This window comes from Pseudomonas sp. NFACC45 (genome assembly GCF_900113505.1).
Taxonomy (GTDB): domain Bacteria; phylum Pseudomonadota; class Gammaproteobacteria; order Pseudomonadales; family Pseudomonadaceae; genus Aquipseudomonas; species Aquipseudomonas tehranensis.
Genome location: NZ_FOPO01000008.1, coordinates 94,929 through 114,961 on the forward strand (window position 1 = coordinate 94,929; position 20,033 = coordinate 114,961).

Sequence of the window (20,033 nt, forward strand, 5' to 3'; positions counted from 1 at the left end):
AAATTACTTTCCTTCATGATCCGCCCAAGCTGGCGGCATGAATACACAACTCGCCCTCAATACCGACCTGTCCGCCGCCGTCTCTGACGGCCAGGCGCCTGAATGGGTCGAACTAATCCCCCAAGGCCCAAAGGTCACCGGCCGCGACGGTCGGCAATGGCTGTTCGATGAGCAGGCCGGGATGCTGGTGCAATCCAGCTTCACCGGTCGCGGTATCGACCTGCCCATTGATTGGGAGCACGCCACCCAGCACCGCGCCACCAAGGGCGAAGACGCCCCGGCCGCTGGTTGGATCAAAGAATTGGAAATACGGAATGGCGGCCTGTGGGGTCTTGTCGCCTGGACGCCACGCGGTGCCACTCAGGTCATCAACCGCGAGTACCGCTTCCTTTCTCCTGTCTTCGACTACGAATCCGACTCCACGCGCATCGTGCGCCTGGTCAGCGCTGGGCTGACCAATAAACCCAATTTTCTGCTGACAGCCCTCAACCAAGAAACCCTGGAGAACTCGCCTGTGAAGCTTTCACCTGCGCTTTTGGCCACGCTCGGCTTGCCCGAAACCGCCACCGAAGAACAGGCCATCGCGGCCACCACGCAACTCAAAACCACCGCCCAGGCAATGAATGCCGAGCGGCCCAACCTGGAACAGTTCGTCCCTCGGGCGGATTACAACGCTCTGGAAGCTCGTGCCACCAACGCCGAACAGGCCCTGGCCACGCAGAAGAAGGTCGACCACGAAAAGGCTGTCGACGCGCTGATCACCGCTGCCGCTCAGGCCGGGAAGATCACTCCGGCCACCGTCGAGTACCACCGCGCCGCCTGCCAGGACGAAACCGGCCTGGCTCGTTTCAAGGCCTTCGTTGAGGCGGCCCCGGTTGTGGCCGCAGACACCAACCTGGGCGAACGCAAACCCGACAACACCGGTACTGCGCTGAACGCCGAGGAGCAAAAGGTCGCTTCGCTGCTGGGTATGAGCGAAGCCGAGTTCATCAAGGGCAAAGCGTAAACCACCCCTCTATATAGGAAGCCCCCAATGATTATCACCTCCAGCGCCTTGACGGCATTGTTTACCGCGTTCAAGGCTGAGTTTCAAAACGCCCAGGCGACAACCCCAACGGATTGGAAGCGCATCGCTACGCCTGTGCCGTCGTCCTCCGCCAGCAATACCTATGGCTGGCTGGGTCAGTTCCCGACCTTCCGCGAGTGGATCGGCGACCGTGTGCTCAAGAACATGGCGGCGCACGGCTACTCGATCACTAACAAAAAGTTCGAATCGTCGGTAGGCGTTCCTCGCGACTCCATCGAAGACGACGAGATCGGCGTCTACAAGCCGCTGTTCGCCGAGATGGGCCGGGCCTCTAGCGCCCACCCCGACGAGCTGGTGTTTGGCCTGCTGAAAGCCGGACTGACTACGCAGTGCTACGACGGCCAAAACTTCTTCGACGCCGATCACCCTGTCTACCCAGAGACCGACGGCACCGGTACTGCTGTATCGGTCAGCAACTACAAAGATGGCACCGGTCCGGCCTGGTATCTGCTCGATGTCAGTCGCGCAATCAAGCCGATCATCTTCCAGACCCGTCGCAACTATGCCCTCAAAGCGATGACCAGCATGGACGATGAGCAGGTGTTCATGCGCGACGAGTACCGCTACGGCGTCGACGCCCGCGTCAATGTCGGCTTTGGTTTTTGGCAATTCGCATACTGCTCGAAAGAGCCGCTGACCGCCGAGACCTACGGCGCCGCCCGTGCCGCCATGAAGAATTTTCAAGCCGACGGTGGCCGTCCGCTCGGCATCAACCCTGGGCTGCTGGTCGTTCCGTCCCAACTGGAAGGCATGGCCCGCAAGATCCTGGTCAAGGACGCCGACAACGGCAACGAATGGGCAGGCACCGCCGAAGTGCTGGCGCCAAGCTGGCTGGGATAAGGGGGCGCCATGACGATTGTTATCACCTCCAAGCGCGACGGTTTCCGTCGCTGCGGTATCGCCCACCCCAGCACGCCGACGAGTTACGCGGATGACTTCTTCACGGATGAACAGTTGGAGGCGCTGAGCAAGGAGCCGCAATTGATCATCGCCTATGCGGAGGATGGATTCGATCAGGTGCAGGAGCAGGTCAATGAACCTTTGTCGCAAGCCCCGTTATCGCAAGCGCCCGACGCCTTGGAAACAAGCCAGTCGCAAGCGCCTCAAGCAAACGCTGCACCTGTGGGTGATGCGGTGGTCGACACCGTCGTTCAAGTCTTGGGCGACGGCGAGCCAGGACCGGATGCTCAGGGACCTGGCCAGGTCTCGGTAGATGGTCGGCCTGCGGACGATTCGCCTGCACCTTCGGTTGCTGTTGAAGAGCCTGTTAGGCCTGAGAAAGCCCGCTCCACCAAAGCCAAGGCTGACGGCAAATGAATCTGACGCTGCCATCGGCTACCCAACTCCTGATCCGCTTTGGTGCCCGCGACATTTCCCAGGTCGCGGCGCCGGATGACGGGCGGCCCATTGAGCCGGAGCTGCTGGCAGCGGCTGCGTCAGGTCAACCGCTGGACGACTGGCCCGCCGAAGACATCGCCATTGCGGTTGCGACGTTGGCCAGGATCGCCGACGCCGTGACCCGGGCCCGCAGTGAAGTTTCTTTTTACCTGCGTTTCCGCCCGGCCGGAGAGGATGCGCCCCTATGGGTGGCTGATGACCTGGCCGAGATTGCCCGCTACCACCTGTACGACGACGCCGGGAAGGAGGATTCGACAGTGCGCGTGCTCTACAAGGACGTTATCAAGCGCCTGGAAACCCTGGCTGCCGAGGACAAGGAGCGCGACGCCGGTGACGGTGGCCAGTCCGGTCTACAAGTCAGCAGTCAGCCCCGGCTTATGAGCCGTCGCACCTTGAGGGCTTTGTAATGCTCGGCGAGCTGGAGGACTTGATCGAGGCGCGACTCACAGAGCTGAAAGCCAAGCTGCCCAGGCTGGCCGTTGAAAGCTATGGCGGTGAATTGAGCGACCCCGATCTGTTGTCCGGCTTGCTTAAGCGTTGCCCGGCCGTGCTGGTGATGGTGCCGAAAGTGACGTTCAAACGTTCCGCCCAAGGGCGCTACAGCGTGCCGATTACGTTCCGCCTGGTCATAGCCACCCGTCACCCACGCGGTGAGCGGGAAACCCGGCGCGGAACGACGCCAACCGATATTGGCAGCTATGCGCTTTGGGAGGCCTGCATGCATCAACTGGTGGACTGGCAGCCGTGGGAAAAACGCGCCGCCATCCGGCCTACAGAACTATCCAACCTGGTCAACGGCAAGTTGTCGAGCGATCACCTTTCTGTCCTGGGCCAATCATTCCTGATTGAACTGGATTGGCAGAAACCAGCCGAGGCCTTGCCGGATCTGTTGGGCATCAACATGGCGTACCACTCGCCCTCGGATAACCCCGAGCCGGTGGCCACCGACAACATCGAATTGAGGGACGTGTAATGCACGTAATCGCCGCGCCTGGTCATCGGGTGCCCATGGAAAAAGACCCACACCAATATATCGAGGCAGCACCCGCTGACTCGGTCGAGGTGCCGGACACCTCTTATTACCGTCGCCGAATCGCGACGGGCGAACTGCTGATTGGCAAGAAGTCGCGCAGCAGTGCCAAACAACCCGCACAGGAGCCCGTCGAATGACCATCGACTTTGAAACCATCCCAGCCTCGATCCGCAAGCCGGGTGCCTATTTTGAATTCAACACCAGCCTTGCCGTGCGCACGCTGCCGACCAACAAGCAAAGTATTTGCCTGATTGTTCCGCTTGGTGCCGATGCGACGGCGACACCGCACGTGCCAATCCAGGTCTACAGCGCCATTGAAGCTGGAAAGCTCTTCGGGCCGGTTGCGGAAGAGATGGTCGCCGCCGCGATTGGCGCCTATCGCTACGTGGCTATCTCGGCCGTCGGCGTTGTGGTTGAAGGTGATGCCGAGCCAAACATTGACGCTGCGCTGGATGCCACGGCATTGGGCGGCTTCACGCTGTTGGTGCCTGCTTGGTTCAGCCAAACCGCTCTAACTGCGCTGCGCACGCATATCCAGACCTACACCGACTCTATCGAGCAACAAAGCATTATCGGTGTGGCCGCGTTGACCAGCACCTTGTCCGCCGCCACCACCTTAGCCGCCTCGCTGAACGCGGGCGCAATTACTTTGGCCGTACTGCCGGGTACCACTTCGACAGCGCGACAGGTCGCCGCTGCCTACGCCGCCGTGATTGCTTCGGAGGAAGATCCGGCCCGGCCATTGAATACCCTGGTGCTGAAAGGTATCCAGGTGCCGACCATCACCCAGCGTCTCGGCCGCACCGAGCAGGAAACCGCCCTGGCCAACGGCGTCACACCGCTGGAAGTCGCGGCCGGTGATGTGATTCAAATCGTGCGTGCCGTCACGACCTACACCAAGTCCGCAGCCGGTGCGACGGATGTGTCGCTGCTCGATCTGACCACCATGCGCACCCTGTATTACGTGCGCAATGCCTGTCGCGAGCGCATCCGCCTGCGCTTTCCTCGCTCGAAGCTCTCCAAGAAAACGCCCGACGCCGTGCGCGGCGAGCTGCTGGACGTGCTGCTCAAGCTGGAAGAGCTGGAGATCATCGAAGAGGTCGAGGCCAACGCCGATGGCCTGGTGGTCGAGCGCTCGCTCCAGGACGTGAACCGCCTCAACGCTTCCATTCCCACCGATGTCGTCAACGGCCTGCATGTGTTCGCCGGTCGCATCGACCTGCTCTTGTAAGAGGTAACGCTAGATGGCTGATAACTATGTGGGACAAATCGTCCTGGAGATCAACGGCACCGATTATGAAGTGCTCAGCGTTGAGCCGAGCCTCAAGACCGGGCGCAAGGTGGTCAAGACCATGAACCGCACCGGTCGGGCCACCGGCACGGCCAAGGGCATTGAAGAGCATGAGCTGAAAATCTCGGTGGCGATTCCTAAATCCGGCGAGCCGGACTGGCGTGCCCTGATGGACGCCAAGATCACGATCTATCCCCAGGACGGCGGCAGTAAACGCCAGACCTGGACCGGTTGTTCGCTCCTGGAGATGGGCAGCAAGTACCAGGTTGAAGGCGAAGCCACCCGCGACCTAACCGTCGCCGCATTGAACTACTACACGGAGTGAGGCAATGACTGAGCAATCGAACAAGCAGTGGGAAGGTTTGACCGCCAATGGCGAGTTGCACCACGGCGTTTACTACTCAGGTCTGCGCCACAAGCGCTTCACCCTGCGTATCGGTATGGCCGGAGACCTAGTCGCCGCTCAAGAGCAATACCCGAATGGGTCCATTCAGCTCATCACCTTGGCGGTGTATCACCGCCAGTTGCTGTCCTTGGGTGACATTCCGCCCGAAGCGTTGACAGTGGAATTGTTGCGCGAAGCGCTGAGCGAAACTGACCTTGGGGTCATTGCAGATGCAGATATGGACCTGGAAAAAAAGCTCGCGCCGCCGAGCGCGGCATCGCCGACTGGCGACGCATCGAACATGCACTTGTCCGAGCAGGCTACCGCCTAGACGAAATTCGGCAGATGACTCGGCCGGAGATCGACGCACGTATTGACCTAATCGTAGGCAAGCCCAAGGCCACGCGGTACGTGAGCAAACGGCAACGTAAAAAGCTGCCAGTCCCCAAGTGATTCAAAGGCTCGACACCGAGCCTTTCTTGTATCTGTAAGACGCTCTGGAGTGTTTGATGAGTTCAGATTTGCGCGTTGCGCTCCGTATTCAAGCCCACTCGGGAAACAGCCGCCGCGAAATCGACCAGCTCAACCGCGACTTGCGCAAAGCTGGCAAGGAAGGCGCGAAGTCATTGGCCGATGAAAGCTGGAAGGCTGGAGCGGCCATTTCGAAGGTTGGTCAGGCTGGCGCAACGAGTTACCAGGTAATCCGAAACTCCATGCGCGAAACCGCGAAAGCGGGCTCGCAGACCCGGCTGGAAATAGGCAAGACCAAGGAAGAACTCAAAGCAATGGCCGACGCCGGGCGCAAGGCTGCTCGCGACATCAAGGCCGATTCCGCAAGTGCGGACAGTCAAGGTGTGCGGCCGCTTCGTCAAAGCGTTGAACGCACCGAATCAGCCTTCCGTCGCCTGGCGCAGAACGGCGGTCGCAACCTCCAGGCGCTTAAGGCTGTCGCAGCAGGTGTTCGAAAAGAGTTTGATCGAATCAAGTCTTTGGGATCGAGCGCTCAAGGCCAGTTGGCAGGCCTTGGCGTTGGCGTCGGCGCTGTCGCGGGTTTAACCGGTAGTGCTCGCTTAGATCGTCAATTAATTCGTACAAAGCAAACGGCGAACATGTCGCCAGAGCAGAAAGATGACTGGAAGAACGAAGGTTTCAGGATTGCGAAAGACTATGGCCTGAGCCGCGAAAGTGTAGATTCTGGTTTTAATACATTGATCGCGTCCGGCGTTGATTATGAACCGGCCAAAAAGACTGCCGACGCGATTGGCCAGGCATCAACCATTACTGGCGCGGATTCTGCTGTCCTGGGTAAGGCCGTTGTTGCGGCTGCGAGTGCCTTTAACATCGATTTGAACAAAGGCGGTGCGGCCCTAGACCTTTTGCAGAAAATGACCGTCGCTGGGCGCCTCGGTACGGCAGAGCTTGAGCACTTGTCTGATCTATTTCCAAAGATTGGCGGTGTCGCATCAGCCGCGGGAATGTCGATTGAACAAGCTCTTGCCTTCACTGAAGCCCTTTCGAAAGTCGAACAGCAACCGGATCGTCTGGGGACATTGGCTGAATCTACCCTTCGCGTATTCAGTAACAAGCAGTACCGAGACCAAATCACCAACTCAAGCGGTGTTGGCTTTTTCAACAAAGACGGGACATCAAAGAACCCACTCGCTGTATTTGAAGAGTTGAAGAGAAAGTACAGCGCAATGAAAACCGATGAGCAGCGCGCAAAGTTTATGGGCGTCGTTTTCAAGGGTATGGACCAGGACACTGTGCGCGGTATGCGCAGCATGTTGACCGGTGAGCGCTTGGACGACTTCCGCAGTGGTGCTGCCACGCTTCAAAAAGCAGAACCGATTTTTAAAAATGATCTGAAGGAAAACACCAGCAGTGCCAGCGGCACGGCTACCAGGATGAAGGCAACTTTAGGTGAGGCCATCGACCGGATGGCAACTCCAATTAATAAAAGCTTCGCGGACATGGGGAGCTACCTGCTCGATGACTTGAATTTATCGGGCGAGCAAATGCTCTTCGGTGGCGCTGCATTGGGTGTGGGTGGTTATTACGCTGGGCGCGGTGCCAAAGCCGGTGCAGGTGCATTGGTGAATAAGGTAATGGGTGGCCCAGAGACGCTGAAGAACATAGCGGTCGGGAAGGTGCTGGAGGAAGCCACGGGAGTCACTTCAGTGTTTGTGACCAACTGGCCCGGCAATATGCAACCTGGTGTTGGCATGCCGGATATGCCCGGTGGCACCTCTTCATCTGGTAAGGGCAAGCCGGGTGGTTTTATCGCGCCATGGTTGGCCCCGCTTGCGCTCGGTGCCAGCGCAACGCAGCTCAGCGGCTCGACCGGCCAGAATACCGACGAAGATCGCCTGGCCATGGTCGCCAGGAACAAACTATTGAACGACGGGCAACGTGCTTATCAGTCAGCGTTCTACAGCAACCGTATCGCCTTGGCCGGGCAGAACCCCAATCAATCGCAGGACTGGTTATCGAGTCAGGCCCAGCGCCTGGCACATCAACAAACCGGGCTGACTGCATCGGGTAATTCTGTTGAAGGCGCCAACGCCTGGGCGGCTGGCGTTGCCAACCGCGCCGTGGGGGCTGGTGCCGACACTCAAGCTGCCGTGGCCCGACTGCAACAGCTCCTGGACAAACCATTGGTTATCGAAGTTCGGTCAGACTCTCGAATGATCCAGGCCGAAGTCGAGCGCCGTACTGACCTGCAAGTGAGACGTGGCCAATGAGCTGGACAGAGACGCTACTGGACGCTTCGTTTCGCGGGGTGCCAATCCAGGTGGTCGAGGAAAGCCTCCAGGCCCAACGGGCTTTGGCCGAGCACGCCACGCCCTTTAAAGACGGGGACAGTGTCCGGGATCTGGGGCGCGGCGCCCGTCGTTTCCAGATGCAGGTCGTGGTATTCGGCGTCAATTATGAGCTGGAACTACAGAACATCTTGCGGGCCTTGGACACGCCAGGCTCTGGAGAGCTGATCCATCCCATCTATGGCAGCCTCAGCGTCGTTAGCCAGACATGGGAGGTTAAGCACAATGCGGACGGCCCCGACTCGGCCCTGGTCAGCCTGCTATTTCTGGAGGACACACCAGAGCTGCCATTCTTCGCCCGCCAGTTCGAATTCGTCGACATCGGCGTCACTGACGCAGAAGAGCAAGCGAGCTGGCAGGATGGCGTTTTTGATTTGTTCGGCCGTATCGATTCCCTGGTCAGCGAGATTCAATCCTGGATCGGTGGTGGTTGGGTTGGCCTGATCGAAAAAGCTTTGGGCTTGCCCGGTATTTTCCTCCGTGTGCAACAACTGCGCTCACAGATCCTCGGCGTGGTTTCCGGTGTGGCGTCCATGGCCAAACACCCTTCGGCTGCCTACGATCCGCTGGTTGACCTGTTCCGCACCCCGACGCAGATCCGCAGTGCCATCCAAGGCAGCACGCCCAGTTCATCGACTGCATTACTGTCCATGTCCGGCGTCCCGGCCAGCATTCCCGGCGGTGCCAGCCTGACCACTAAAGCGGTACGAGCGGGTAACGCCTTTTTGATTAGCGCCCGCCAGGGGATTGCGCCGGATGCCAACCTGTTGCCCGACGGTATGCCTGATGATCCAGTGGAAAGTAGTGGCTTTGCCCTGGTGGTGCTGGTCATCACTGAATTGGCGGCGGCACATGCCCAGGCGGTGGCCATCGTCATCGAGGACGAAGGCCAAAAGCCGACGCTCAGCCCGTTGGAATTGGAAGGCCTGGTTAACCTGGTGCGTTCCTTGGTCCAGTCCGCAATCCTGCTTCAGCGACATTTGTATGACGTTGAGACCTCGCGGCCAATCATCGAAGCGTTGCGCAACACTGCCGCGTTGATCCAGGCCCGCGCTCGTCAGGTCATCTTGCAGAGCCCGCCCATGGTTGAGCGCGTGGTCGAGACACCGGCCAGTCTTCGCCTATTGGCCCATCGTTGGTATGGCGACCACACCCGAGCCCTTGAGTTGATCCGTCTAAATCCCGACCTGAGTACCCCACACAACATCCCGGCCGGGAGGGTGCTACGTGCCTACGCAGAATGACCAAACGGCCCCGATCCGCCTCGCCATTGGTGGTTTGGCCCACGACACTTGGGACGGTTGGTCGGTTGAATCCGACTTGCTGACACCAGCGGATGCATTTGAGCTGGAGCTGTACACCAAGGACACGACGCGCTTGCCGTCCGTACTGAAAGAAGGGGCGCCGTGTTCCCTGACGCTAGGGACGGATCGCGTGCTGACGGGGCAACTCGACGAGTTCGAGCACGACATTTCCCGTCAGGGCATTTCAATTCGCATCAACGGCCGCGACCGCGCTGCGCCCCTGGTCGATTGCTCGGCGCCGTTCGTGTCGATGCGCGAAGCGTCATTGGCGCAGATCCTCGACCAGGTGGTTAAGCCATTGGGCATTGACCGGGTCGAGATCCGCGCCGACCAGGCCAAGACCCGGCGCCGCATTCAGATAGAGCCAGGCCAAACAGCTTGGGAGGCGTTGCTCCAGGTCGCCGAGGCTAATGGACTATGGCCATGGGTCGAGCCCGATGGCCGCCTGGTCATCGGTGGCCCCGACTACAACACACCACCCGTTGGTGCGCTGATCATGCGTGAGGATGGCGTCGGCAACAACGTGCAACGCCTGAGCGTGCGCCGTTCCATCGCCAACCGTTTTAGCCAGATCACCGTCCTTGGCCAGCACGGGCAGTACGACAATGACGGCCTCGACATCAAGCGTTCCCACTTGCGTTCGGTCATCCAGGACGAAACCTTGGCCCGCCGGGGGATCTTTCGGCCCAAGGTTATTATCGACAGCGCCAGCGAGAATCAGGACATGGCCACCACCCGCGCCCGCAAGCTGTTGGCTGACAGCCGTCTGGAAGGTTTCGAGATCCGCGCCATCGTCCAGGGGCACCGGGCCGACAACGGGCAGGTTTGGACACCTGGCCAGCGCATCATCGTCCGTAGCGAGCCCCACGAGCTGGATGCCACCTATTTTCTAATGGCTCGCACGCTGCGCTTGTCCCGAGGCGAAGGGGCTATTACCGAGCTGCGTTTACGAGAGGACAAAATGTGGGTGCTCGATGGTGTGAAGCAGAAGAAGCACAAAGGCAAAGTCAATAAAGACGCGGCCTTCATCGAAATGGTTAAGGGGTTGTGATGAGCAATATGGGGCGATTGATTCGCGAGCAGGTTGGTCGCGTCATGTCGAATATACGGCTGCCGTTTCGTGCGGTCGCGGCCCGTAACAGCCATGGCAAGCTGATCGGTGTGGACATGCAGGGGTTGTCCGGCGAGTCGGTGACTGGGGAGCTGTTCCAGCACTATGGCTTCAGCTCGGCGCCTCTGCCGGGGGCCGAGTATCTGGTTATACCTGTAGGCGGGAACAGCAAACATGCCATCGTCGCTGCCAGTGAGGATGGCCGCTATAGAATCGAGCTTCAGGACGGCGAAGTGTCGATCTACACCGATGAGGGAGATCACGTGCATTTGAAGCGCGGACGGGTGATCGAGATCGTAACCGATACGCTAGTGGTCAAAGCCGGAATTAAGGTGTGCTTCGAGACGCCGTTGGTTGAAATGAGTGGCGATCAACAAGTCGAGGGAAGTATCAAGGCTGATGGGGAAATCGCCGACCATAAGCGGACTATGCAGATGGATCGGGCCCTCTACAATCAACACGATCATGGAGGCGGCCCCAAGCCGTCGCCGATGCAGTGAATGGAAGTTCCCACTAAAAATCCTTATGGACATCCAGCCCATGGCTAAAAAACTTTACGCCTTCGTCCGTTTTTTTAAAACGGAATCACATCGCGATACTTTCCTACGCGGTGATTTGTATATGAATCGTTTGAGATTTTTTAAGGCGTATGAGGAACAAGATTCGTGCAATATTGGGGACAAGCACGAGGGGACATCAGGCTGGTATCAGCCTGATCAGATAAGGTTAACTATTCAGGATTCGGCTACCGGTGAGAGTCGCCTGATAACGGATTTTGCAGGACCAATTTTAGTGGGGCTCACGCGTCATAACGACTACCATGTTTACTGTATGTCGGCTATCTACGTTGACGATGAATCCAGATTTGAGACGTTTGAAGAGCTGAAGTCCAGCATAATGTTAGACGTCGAGACCGGAGATTTAGGTAACTATTGCTCAGTTATCGAGGCTCGTGTCTTCATCGAACGATTGGATGAAGTGCTAAATATCGAGGCGCAAGCCGGCAGCGTTGTCGGTCGGGGCTTGGTTGAGTATTTTGACCCTGAAACCTTCAGCGGTTCGTTTGATGAGGACCAAGCGATAATGCGGAAAAAGAGATGTTTCAGTCATCAGAAGGAGTATCGGATTTTTGTCTACAACGGGACGTCGAATGCCGATTCGCGCACTATCAATATTGGAGATCTTTCGGATGTGGCATTCAACTGCCTCAAGGCTGACCTTAACAAGCATGTGACTATCGATCTGAAGTCGTGATGTTCTGTTAGACCTCCAGGCCGACTAAACCTTAAGCCGTCCTGAAATACACTCCCTGCATGTACCTTTGCACCATGCATCCCCATGGACGCAGGCATAAACCCCACCACTGGCGACTTGACGGGCCAGCGTATCAATACGCTGGCGAACGCCGTCTACATCCGCCTCATGACTCCCCTCGCAACCTGGTGGGCTGATCCCTCGTTGGGCTCCCGCCTGCACGAACTTCGCCGCGAAAAAGACCGCCCACGGGTGGGCATCCTTGCAAAGCAGTACGCCGAGCAAGCGCTCCAGCCCCTGCTGGACGACAGCCGCGCCAAGAAGATCACCATCACCGCCGAGCAGCCCCATAACGGCTGGCTTGAGCTGCAAATCGACATCATCGACGCCACCGGCAATCCGCACGTGTTTCGCCAACCTGTAAGGGTGATTTGAATGGCTTATACCTCTCCCTCGCTGGAGACCATCCTCGCGGGGATCCTACGAGACATTCGCAACCTTCAAGCCGAGGCAGATATCGGCCCGGACAGTGATAACTATGTCCGCTCCGCTGCTGTTTCCGCAGCAATTGAAGGGCTCTACCAAAAAATAGGTTGGGTGTTTCGCCAGATATTCCCAGACACCGCTGACGAAGAAGAGTTGGTCCATGCGGCTGCCATCCGTGGGGTTCCGCGTAAAGACCCGGTAGCCGCGACTGGCACAGTTGCACTGAAGGGGGTTGCCGGTGTCGGGTTGCTCCAGGGGGCAGAATTCAAACACGTCACCACGGGAGAGCAGTTTGTCGCCTTGTCTAGCGTGTCAATTGGCACCGGTGGAACAGCTTCCGTACTCGTTAAAGCCGAGACAGTCGGCAGCGGTCTGAATCATCTGAGCGGCGATTTGATCATCATCAGTCCACCTCTGGGCATGGACTCGGCAGCGACGTTTGTCGGGGAAACCGCAGGTGGTGAGGATCTGGAGAAACCGGGATCGCTATTGGCACGGTTGCTGGAAATCATCCAGAACCCACCCGCAGGCGGTGCCGTCTACGACTATGTTCGTTGGGCGAAGGAGGTCGACGGCGTTACCGATGTATTGCCACTGCCAAAACGTCGAGGTGCGGGCACTGTCGATCTAGTCATTACCGCCAGCGGCGGTCTTCCCTCCGCCCAGGTGGTTGATAACTGTCGAGAGCACATCCTGAGTCAGTGCTCCGTCATCGCCGACGTATGGGTATATGTCCCCACCATTCGAGTGGTGGACTCGACGGCACTGGTTGAGCTGGCCCCCGGCTATCTTCTCGCTGATGTCCAGATAACCGCGCAGAAAGCCTATGAGGCATTGCTAGGCGCCCTGAGACCGCTCGACGTGCTCAAGCGCTCCCAGATCGAGGCGATGATCAACAATCTTGCTGGCGTCGTCGACCGTTCTGTGTCTACGCCAATTGGCAATGTGAACGCCTCCGATGATCCCGTGCTTGTGGGTTGGATTAGGCCCGGCACTATCACTTTGGGGTTGTTGGAATGAGTAGCCTTGCCGATCAATTGAGATCGCTGCTACCTCCGGTTTCCTATGACGGTACCGCGCCAATCCTCTCGGCGGCGATAGAGGCAGAAGCCAATGCCTTGAACCTGGTTGACACGCAGGCGGACGCGGTTTATGGCGCCATCTTTCCTGACTCTGGCCAAGCGCTAAAGGATTGGGAGCGTGTTTTGGCACTGCCTGATCCTTGTTTGACCGGGGTTTCCCAGTCAGTGGGGCAGCGCGTGCAAGCCGTTTGTAGCAAGGTGCAAGCCCGTGGTGGTCAGAGCAAGCCGTTCTTTATCGCTCTGGCCAAGTCCCTCGGCTACGACATCACCATTGCTACTTTCAGGCCTCCCCAGGCAGGCCTGGCACGGGCGGGCGATTCTCTTTATGGCGGCGATTGGGCGTTCACCTGGCGAGTGAACGCTCCCGCTGTGACAGTCAGCTATGCACGGGCGGGAATCACCGGAGCAGGTGACCCGTTGGCTGCGTGGGGCAATAGATCCCTTGAATGTCGGCTTAGCCAAATGAAGCCCGCCGAATCAATTTTGCTGTTTGGATATGGAGATAACTGATGCAAAAAATCGGAGACAGTACCACCACCGCGAATGCGTCTAGTGAGTTTACTGAGGGCAATCCTGGAGCAGGTGTTGACGCAACGCTACTAAAAGCGCAGTGGCTTAATGCCGTCCAGCGTGAGCTGGTTGCTGTGATAGTTGCTGCGGGTATTGATCTTGACCCTGCTAAAGATGATCAAGTGCTGAGCGCAATACAGGTACTGCTTCAGCAGAGTTCTAGTGCATATGCTGCTGATACTGGCGCTGCAAACGTCTATGCCATTGCATGTACCCCAGTTATTAAGGTCCTGACGGACGGTATGATGCTGCGTTTCAGGGCTAAAGCCGCGAACACTGGCGCCAGCACATTCTCCCTGAATGGCTTGGCTGCCAAGCCGATTGTTGGCCTCGGCCAGGCTGCCCTGCAAGGGGGAGAGATCGTTGCCAACGGGACGTGCGTTGTGATCTGGTCGGCCGTGCTGGATAAATGGGTGCTGGTTAGTTCCTCAGGCGGGGCGCTCCAAGCGGCGAATGGCTCACGGAGTCAGCATGTCGTTACGATGGGGCAGCTGTATGGCGGTGTCGTTAGTCTTAGCGCTAACACGGCCCTTACGTCAGCTCACCGTGGACTGTTACTACTGGATGCAGGGGCTGGCGACCGCACCTTCAGCTTGCCACCCTCCGACGCTGCATTGGGCATTCTGGAGGTGGTTCTGCGCCGGGTTGACCTCGCGGCGAATAGCTTGGTTATTGTCACGTCCGGCACTGACAAGATCATGCTGGACACTTCCACGGTAGCTACTGGCTTGCCCTCTACTGAGTTGCTATTTGCAGGTGACTACCTGCACTTACGCAGTGACGGGGCCGGTAAGTGGTGGTGCGTGGGCCAGGCGCAATTGCCTCCAAGCATCACGTCCGTCATTGCCAAATATCAGGCTGCTGGCGTTTTCACCTATACCGTTCCAGCGGTGTTTCGCTCGGGGCGTCGTCGGGCGCGAGTAACGGTTACTGGCGGCGGCGGTGGCGGTGGGCATACGGAGTCAGCGACAGGGTCAGGCGGTGGTGGTGGCGGCGGTGGGCGCGGTTCATCCGCTATCGATCTGGTTGGTGTGACCTCGGTCACAGTTACGGTAGGCGTTGGCGGGACTGGCGGAGCGGCGGGCGCCAGTAACTCGGGCAGTAACGGCGGCACCTCATCCTTTGGTGCGTACATCAGCTCATCGGGCGGGGCAGGCGGTTCTGCCGGTACCTCGGCGGGCTCATCGGGAACGACGACGGGGGATGTTATCTACCCCGTTTCGGCGGCGAGCGCGGGGCTACCGACAGCCTTGGGCACAGGTGGAGGCTATGGTGGCGAGGGGCGGGCGCAGTCCTGGTTAAAAGGGCCTGACGGTCGAGCCCCAGGCGGTGGCGCTTCGGGTGGCTCCGGCACGTCGGGTACGCGTGGAGGTGGCCTTGGTGCCGTCGGCGAAGTCTTGATTGAGGTAGCGTGATATGTGGGCATTGATTGTAGATGGCGTGGTGCGCGAAGTGACCGGCACCGATCCGGTGGATCGCTTCCATCCATCGCTTGAGTGGCTTCCCTGTACAGTGGGGACGGTCCAGGGAGAGCGCTATATCGAGGGTGCTTTCATGCCTGCGGCAACCGAGGAGGCTGCCCTGGTTGAGCGGGCGTGGCGCGATGGCGCGTTGAGCGCGTCGGAGTGGCTGGTGAACCGCCATCGCGACGAGCAGGGCCTACAGCGGCCTACCACGCTAGGCACCGAGCAGTTCGACGAGATGCTGACCTACCGCCAGGCGCTGCGTGATTGGCCGCAAGCAGTAGACTTCCCCAACAGTGCGCAACGACCTATGGCGCCTGTTTGGCTTACAGGTATGGAGTGAGCGGCAGTGTGTGTTGACCGCCGCATGAGGCTAGCGGTGCCAAACAGCGCGCTAGGCGGTGCCAAATCTGCCGCGCGCTTACACTCAGCTTTGAAGCTTCGGACGACAGGCACTGCAATACGTTTGCTTCAGCTTAATAGGAAGCATTACTATTCACGCCCCGTCCCCACAGCGCAGTGCGATGACCCCCAAGCCGCCCCGCAGACCAGGCTTTTTCGAACATTACGAAGAGTTGATCGGCACCTGGACCCGTCGTCTGCGCAATCGCCAGCAGGCCGAGGACCTGGCCCACGATACTTTCGTGCGGGTGCTTGAGTCCGATTCGGCCGATGTCCAGCAGCCGCGGGCCTATTTGCACCAGACGGCACGCAACATTGCGGTGGATGGCTATCGGCGCGAAGATCGACGGGGCGCCATGGAGGAGGCGGCGCTCGATCACAGCCAGTCGCTTTCGGGCGACCCGGAGCACTACATGCACGCGATCCAGTTGGCAGACTCCATCGAAAGGGCACTGGCCGAGCTGCCGGCCAATTGCCGTACGGTGTTTGTCTGGCAGAAGATCGAAGGCTTGACCCAGGCGGAAATCGCCGAGCGCCTGGGCTTGTCAAAAAACATGGTGGAAAAGTATATGATCCGCACCCTGCGGCATCTGCGCGATCGTCTGGACGGGCCTGGCCAATGACCCGTCGTTATCTTCCACCTGAGCCACAGGACCTTCCATGATGGATAACCGTGAATGCCCGTGCGGGCAGAACCGGGTGCGCGACGAGGCGGCGCAATGGTTCGTACGCTTGCAAGCCCCCGTCATGAGTGTCGATGAGCGCCAGCGTTACGAGGCCTGGCTGGACGAACATCCTAATCACCGTGATGAGATTCAACTGCTGCAGGGCATTTGGAGCGCCACGGATCTGTTGCCCAAGGAACGTCTGCAAGCGTTGTGCGAACCACCTGCCAAACGTCCCAAGCGTCGACCGCTGTTGCGCTTCGCCGTGGCCGCCGGGCTGTTGGCGATGGCGGTTGGGCTGGGGTTGTTCAGCGGCTTGGGCGCTTCCAGCGATTACAGCGCTGAATTTGCCACGGCCCTGGGCGAGCGCCGGCATATCGCTTTGCCGGACGGTTCGGTGATCGACCTCAACAGCCGCAGCCGCGTGCGTGTTCAGTTCGCCCACCATCAACGGCGCGTGGAGCTGGCCGAAGGCGAGGCGTTGTTTCGCGTCGAGCATGACGCCGGCCGGCCGTTTACGGTGGAGGCGGGCAACGGCCGGGTGACGGTGACCGGAACGCGCTTCGATGTGCGCCGCGATGCCGACTCAACCCGGGTGGCGGTGGAGCAGGGCAGTGTCAAGGTCCAGGGGCGCGACGCGTCGCAGGCCGAGTTCGTCAGCCTCACGGCCGGCCTTGGCACGCGTATCGATGCACAGGGCAAGGTCGGCGCACCTTATGGCATCAACGCCGATGAACTCACCGCCTGGCGCCACGGAAAACTGGTGTTCAACAACGCTCCCTTGAGCGAAGTCGCCCAGGAGGTGTCCCGTTATCGCGCTAAACCCCTGCGCATCGGCAGCGCGGCGGTGGGCAACCTGCGTCTGACCAGCGTGTTTCGCTCGGATAACCCCGAGGCGCTGCTCAAGGCTTTGCCGAACATTCTGCCGGTGGCCGTGCGCACCCTGGATGACGGCAGCCAGGAAATAATTGCGCGGTAGATTCAGGTTTTTTTCGAGTTCTTCGTCTTCTTGTCCAACTGCAACTGGTTTGCATTAACAGACGCGTATTCTTGCGATTCAACAGGACAAGGTTCGACGTGAAAACCTCCCTCAAAAATAACAACCGCACCCCCGCCCGCTGGCTGCCGCTGGCCCTCACCCTGGCCGTCAGCGCTGCGCTGCCCCAGGCCTTCGCCGATCAGGCCGCCACGCCCATTCACATCCAGGCGCAACCGCTGGCTCAGGCTTTGAGCCAGCTCGGCCAGCAGACCTCTTTGCAGGTGTTCTTCAGCCCGGAGCTGGTGGCCGGTAAGCAAGCCCCGGCGGTGGACGGCAACTTGTCCCCGGAAGCGGCCCTCGGCCGACTGCTGCAAGGCAGCGGCCTGCAATACCAGATCGATGAGGGTTCGGTGACCGTGCTGCCAGCGCCTTCGGCGTCCACTGGCGGCCCGCTGGAACTGGGGGCCACCGCCATCCAGGTGGTTGGTGACTGGCTCGGCGATGCCAATGCCGAAGTGGTGCAGAACCATGCCGGCGCGCGTACGGTAATTCGCCGCGAAGCGATGGTGGAGCAGGGTGCGATGAACGTCGGCGATGTACTGCGGCGGGTGCCGGGTGTGCAGGTGCAAGATGCCAATGGCACTGGCGGCAGCGACATCTCGCTGAACGTCGGCGTGCGCGGTCTCACCTCGCGTCTGTCGCCCCGTTCCACGGTGCTGATCGACGGCGTGCCGGCAGCGTTTGCGCCTTACGGTCAGCCGCAACTGTCCATGGCGCCGATTTCTGCGGGCAACCTGGACAGCATCGATGTGGTGCGCGGCGCCGGGTCCGTGCGTTACGGGCCGCAGAACGTCGGCGGGGTGATCAACTTCGTGACCCGCGCCATTCCGGAAAAAGCCACCGGTGAAATCGGCACCACCCTGGAAACCTCCCAGCGCGGCGGCTGGAAGCACATCGATAGCGCTTTTCTCGGCGGCACGGCCGATAACGGCATGGGCGTTGCGCTCCTGTATTCGGGGGTCAACGGCAATGGCTATCGCCGGAGCAACAACGATAATGACATCGACGACGTCATCCTCAAGACCCATTGGGCGCCCACCGAGGTGGACGACTTCTCGCTGAATTTCCATTACTACGACGCCAAGGCTGACATGCCCGGCGGCCTGACCCAGGCGCAATACGACGCGGACCCGTATCAGTCCGACCGTGACTGGGACAACTTCGCCGGCCGGCGCAAGGACGTGTCGTTCAAGTGGATCCGCGAGATCAGCGACCGTACCCAGGCCGAAGTGCTGACCTATTATTCCGACAGCTACCGGGGCAGCACCATCGCCAACCGGGACCAGCGCAACCTGGTGTCCTACCCGCGTACTTACTACACCTTCGGCATCGAGCCGCGGGTGTCCCATGTGTTTGACCTGGGCTCGACCACTCAGGAAGCCAGCGTCGGTTATCGCTACCTCAAGGAAGGCATGCACGAAGAGGCCAGTCGCCTGGCGCTGCGCGATAATCAGCCGGTGGTGCGGCCGGGGTCCGACGGCCATGTCTATCAGGACCGCACTGGCGGCACTGAAGCCCACGCGGTCTACATCGATGACAAGATCGACGTCGGCAAATGGACCATCACCCCGGGGATCCGTTTTGAACGCATCAGCACTGAGTGGCACGACCGCCCGGTACTCGACACCGCCGGCCGCCCGGTTGAGGAGAAACGCCGCAGTATCGACAGCAACGAGCCGCTGCCGGCCCTGAGCGTGATGTATCACCTGTCCGATGCCTGGAAACTGTTCGCCAACTACGAAACCTCGTTTGGCAGCCTGCAGTATTTCCAGCTCGGCCAGGGCGGTAACGGCAACGACACCGCCAACGGCCTGAGCCCGGAAAAAGCCAAGACCTACGAGATCGGTACGCGCTACAACGATGACGTGTGGGGCGGGGAAGTGACGCTGTTCTACATCGACTTCGACGACGAGTTGCAGTACATCAGCAACGACGTGGGTTGGACCAACATGGGCGCGACCAAGCACCAGGGCCTGGAAGCCTCGGTGCACTACGACATGGCTGCGCTGGATCCACGCCTGGAAGGCCTGAGCGCCAATGCCGGTTTCACCTACACCCGTGCAACTTATGAAGGTGATATTCCAAGCTTCAAGGGCCGTGACCTGCCGTTCTACTCGCGTCAGGTGGCGAACCTGGGGTTGCGTTATGAGATCAATCGCTGGACGTACAACCTCGATGCCTTTGCTCAGTCCAAACAACGTTCACCCGGCAACAGCGTGAACCCCGACGGCAGCTTCAGCGACGACTACATCACCGACGGCAGCGCCGATGGACGCTACGGTGACATGCCCGGTTACGTGCTCTGGAACGTGCGCGCCGGCTACGATTTCGGTTCGCAGCTATCGAACCTGAAGGTCGGCGCTGGGGTGAAGAACCTGTTCGACCATCAGTACTACACCCGCTCCAGCGACAACAACTCGGGCATTTATGTGGGCGCACCCCGGACGTTTTTTGTGCAGGCGAGTGTAGGGTTCTGATGAACAACCAGGGTTGACGCGTGCTCCTGTGGCGAGGGGATTTATCCCCGCTGGGCTGCGCAGCAGACCCGAAGCGGCAGGCTCAATCTGCCTGACACACCGAGTGGGTGATTTTAGGGCTGCTTTGCAGCCCAGCGGGGATAAATCCCCTCGCCACAGATAAATCT

Annotated in this window: 22 protein-coding genes; all 22 read left to right on the top strand. The window is 59.6% G+C overall.

Features of this window, described 5'->3' with window-relative positions; all coding sequences use genetic code 11:
* Nucleotides 1-37: 37 nt before the first annotated feature.
* The 22 genes from BM132_RS15975 (at nucleotide 38) to BM132_RS16080 (ending at nucleotide 19,866) form a co-directional block, all read left to right on the top strand.
* Complete coding sequence (locus BM132_RS15975; protein WP_092456733.1) at nucleotides 38-1,006, top strand: phage protease; 969 nt, start codon at nucleotides 38-40, stop codon at nucleotides 1,004-1,006.
* 27 nt (nucleotides 1,007-1,033) lie between these two features.
* Nucleotides 1,034-1,927, top strand: coding sequence for a Mu-like prophage major head subunit gpT family protein (locus BM132_RS15980; RefSeq protein ID WP_092456736.1), 894 nt, complete (start codon nucleotides 1,034-1,036; stop codon nucleotides 1,925-1,927).
* Between the two features lie 9 nt (nucleotides 1,928-1,936).
* Nucleotides 1,937-2,404 (top strand): HI1506-related protein, encoded by a 468-nt coding sequence (locus BM132_RS15985; RefSeq protein ID WP_092456739.1) that lies wholly within the window; start codon nucleotides 1,937-1,939, stop codon nucleotides 2,402-2,404.
* A complete protein-coding gene (locus BM132_RS15990; RefSeq protein WP_092456742.1) occupies nucleotides 2,401-2,892 on the top strand; it encodes a phage protein Gp36 family protein in 492 nt (163 codons plus the stop codon). Before BM132_RS15985 ends, BM132_RS15990 begins: the two co-directional genes overlap by 4 nt.
* Entirely contained in the window at nucleotides 2,892-3,458 is a 567-nt protein-coding gene (locus tag BM132_RS15995) for a phage protein Gp37 (RefSeq protein WP_092456745.1), read from the top strand. The genes BM132_RS15990 and BM132_RS15995 overlap by 1 nt, the downstream gene beginning before the upstream one ends.
* Nucleotides 3,458-3,655, top strand: a complete 198-nt coding sequence (locus BM132_RS16000) for a DUF2635 domain-containing protein (RefSeq protein ID WP_092456749.1) — start codon at nucleotides 3,458-3,460, stop codon at nucleotides 3,653-3,655. The genes BM132_RS15995 and BM132_RS16000 overlap by 1 nt, the downstream gene beginning before the upstream one ends.
* Nucleotides 3,652-4,749, top strand: a complete 1,098-nt coding sequence (locus tag BM132_RS16005; protein ID WP_092456752.1) for a phage tail sheath C-terminal domain-containing protein — start codon at nucleotides 3,652-3,654, stop codon at nucleotides 4,747-4,749. Before BM132_RS16000 ends, BM132_RS16005 begins: the two co-directional genes overlap by 4 nt.
* 13 nt (nucleotides 4,750-4,762) lie before the next feature.
* Nucleotides 4,763-5,134, top strand: a complete 372-nt coding sequence (locus BM132_RS16010) for a phage tail protein (protein WP_092456755.1) — start codon at nucleotides 4,763-4,765, stop codon at nucleotides 5,132-5,134.
* Between the two features lie 4 nt (nucleotides 5,135-5,138).
* Entirely contained in the window at nucleotides 5,139-5,525 is a 387-nt protein-coding gene (locus BM132_RS16015) for a hypothetical protein (RefSeq protein WP_092456758.1), read from the top strand.
* A 178-nt stretch (nucleotides 5,526-5,703) separates the two neighbouring features.
* On the top strand, nucleotides 5,704-7,935 hold the full coding sequence (locus tag BM132_RS16020; protein WP_092456760.1) for a phage tail tape measure protein: 2,232 nt from the start codon (nucleotides 5,704-5,706) through the stop codon (nucleotides 7,933-7,935).
* Entirely contained in the window at nucleotides 7,932-9,257 is a 1,326-nt protein-coding gene (locus BM132_RS16025; protein ID WP_092456763.1) for a DNA circularization protein, read from the top strand. The genes BM132_RS16020 and BM132_RS16025 overlap by 4 nt, the downstream gene beginning before the upstream one ends.
* Entirely contained in the window at nucleotides 9,241-10,368 is a 1,128-nt protein-coding gene (locus tag BM132_RS16030; protein WP_256244269.1) for a phage baseplate assembly protein, read from the top strand. The genes BM132_RS16025 and BM132_RS16030 overlap by 17 nt, the downstream gene beginning before the upstream one ends.
* Nucleotides 10,368-10,928 carry a phage baseplate assembly protein domain-containing protein gene (locus tag BM132_RS16035; RefSeq protein ID WP_092456766.1) on the top strand — a complete coding sequence of 187 codons (561 nt, stop codon included), beginning with the start codon at nucleotides 10,368-10,370 and terminating at the stop codon, nucleotides 10,926-10,928. Before BM132_RS16030 ends, BM132_RS16035 begins: the two co-directional genes overlap by 1 nt.
* A 40-nt stretch (nucleotides 10,929-10,968) precedes the next feature.
* Nucleotides 10,969-11,682, top strand: coding sequence for a hypothetical protein (locus BM132_RS16040; protein ID WP_143092359.1), 714 nt, complete (start codon nucleotides 10,969-10,971; stop codon nucleotides 11,680-11,682).
* An 84-nt stretch (nucleotides 11,683-11,766) separates the two neighbouring features.
* Nucleotides 11,767-12,117 (top strand): phage GP46 family protein, encoded by a 351-nt coding sequence (locus tag BM132_RS16045; RefSeq protein WP_092456772.1) that lies wholly within the window; start codon nucleotides 11,767-11,769, stop codon nucleotides 12,115-12,117.
* On the top strand, nucleotides 12,118-13,188 hold the full coding sequence (locus BM132_RS16050; RefSeq protein ID WP_092456774.1) for a baseplate J/gp47 family protein: 1,071 nt from the start codon (nucleotides 12,118-12,120) through the stop codon (nucleotides 13,186-13,188).
* The gene (locus tag BM132_RS16055; RefSeq protein WP_092456777.1) at nucleotides 13,185-13,760 is read left to right on the top strand and encodes a YmfQ family protein; all 576 of its coding nucleotides are present in this window, start codon (nucleotides 13,185-13,187) and stop codon (nucleotides 13,758-13,760) included. The genes BM132_RS16050 and BM132_RS16055 overlap by 4 nt, the downstream gene beginning before the upstream one ends.
* Nucleotides 13,760-15,235, top strand: coding sequence for a glycine-rich domain-containing protein (locus BM132_RS16060; protein ID WP_092456780.1), 1,476 nt, complete (start codon nucleotides 13,760-13,762; stop codon nucleotides 15,233-15,235). Before BM132_RS16055 ends, BM132_RS16060 begins: the two co-directional genes overlap by 1 nt.
* Nucleotide 15,236: 1 nt before the next feature.
* Complete coding sequence (locus BM132_RS16065) at nucleotides 15,237-15,626, top strand: phage tail assembly chaperone (protein ID WP_092456783.1); 390 nt, start codon at nucleotides 15,237-15,239, stop codon at nucleotides 15,624-15,626.
* Between the two features lie 181 nt (nucleotides 15,627-15,807).
* Entirely contained in the window at nucleotides 15,808-16,308 is a 501-nt protein-coding gene (locus tag BM132_RS16070; protein ID WP_092456786.1) for a sigma-70 family RNA polymerase sigma factor, read from the top strand.
* 37 nt (nucleotides 16,309-16,345) lie between these two features.
* Nucleotides 16,346-17,329, top strand: coding sequence for a FecR family protein (locus BM132_RS16075; RefSeq protein ID WP_092456789.1), 984 nt, complete (start codon nucleotides 16,346-16,348; stop codon nucleotides 17,327-17,329).
* A 98-nt stretch (nucleotides 17,330-17,427) separates the two neighbouring features.
* The gene (locus BM132_RS16080) at nucleotides 17,428-19,866 is read left to right on the top strand and encodes a TonB-dependent siderophore receptor (RefSeq protein ID WP_092456792.1); all 2,439 of its coding nucleotides are present in this window, start codon (nucleotides 17,428-17,430) and stop codon (nucleotides 19,864-19,866) included.
* Nucleotides 19,867-20,033 lie beyond the last annotated feature (167 nt).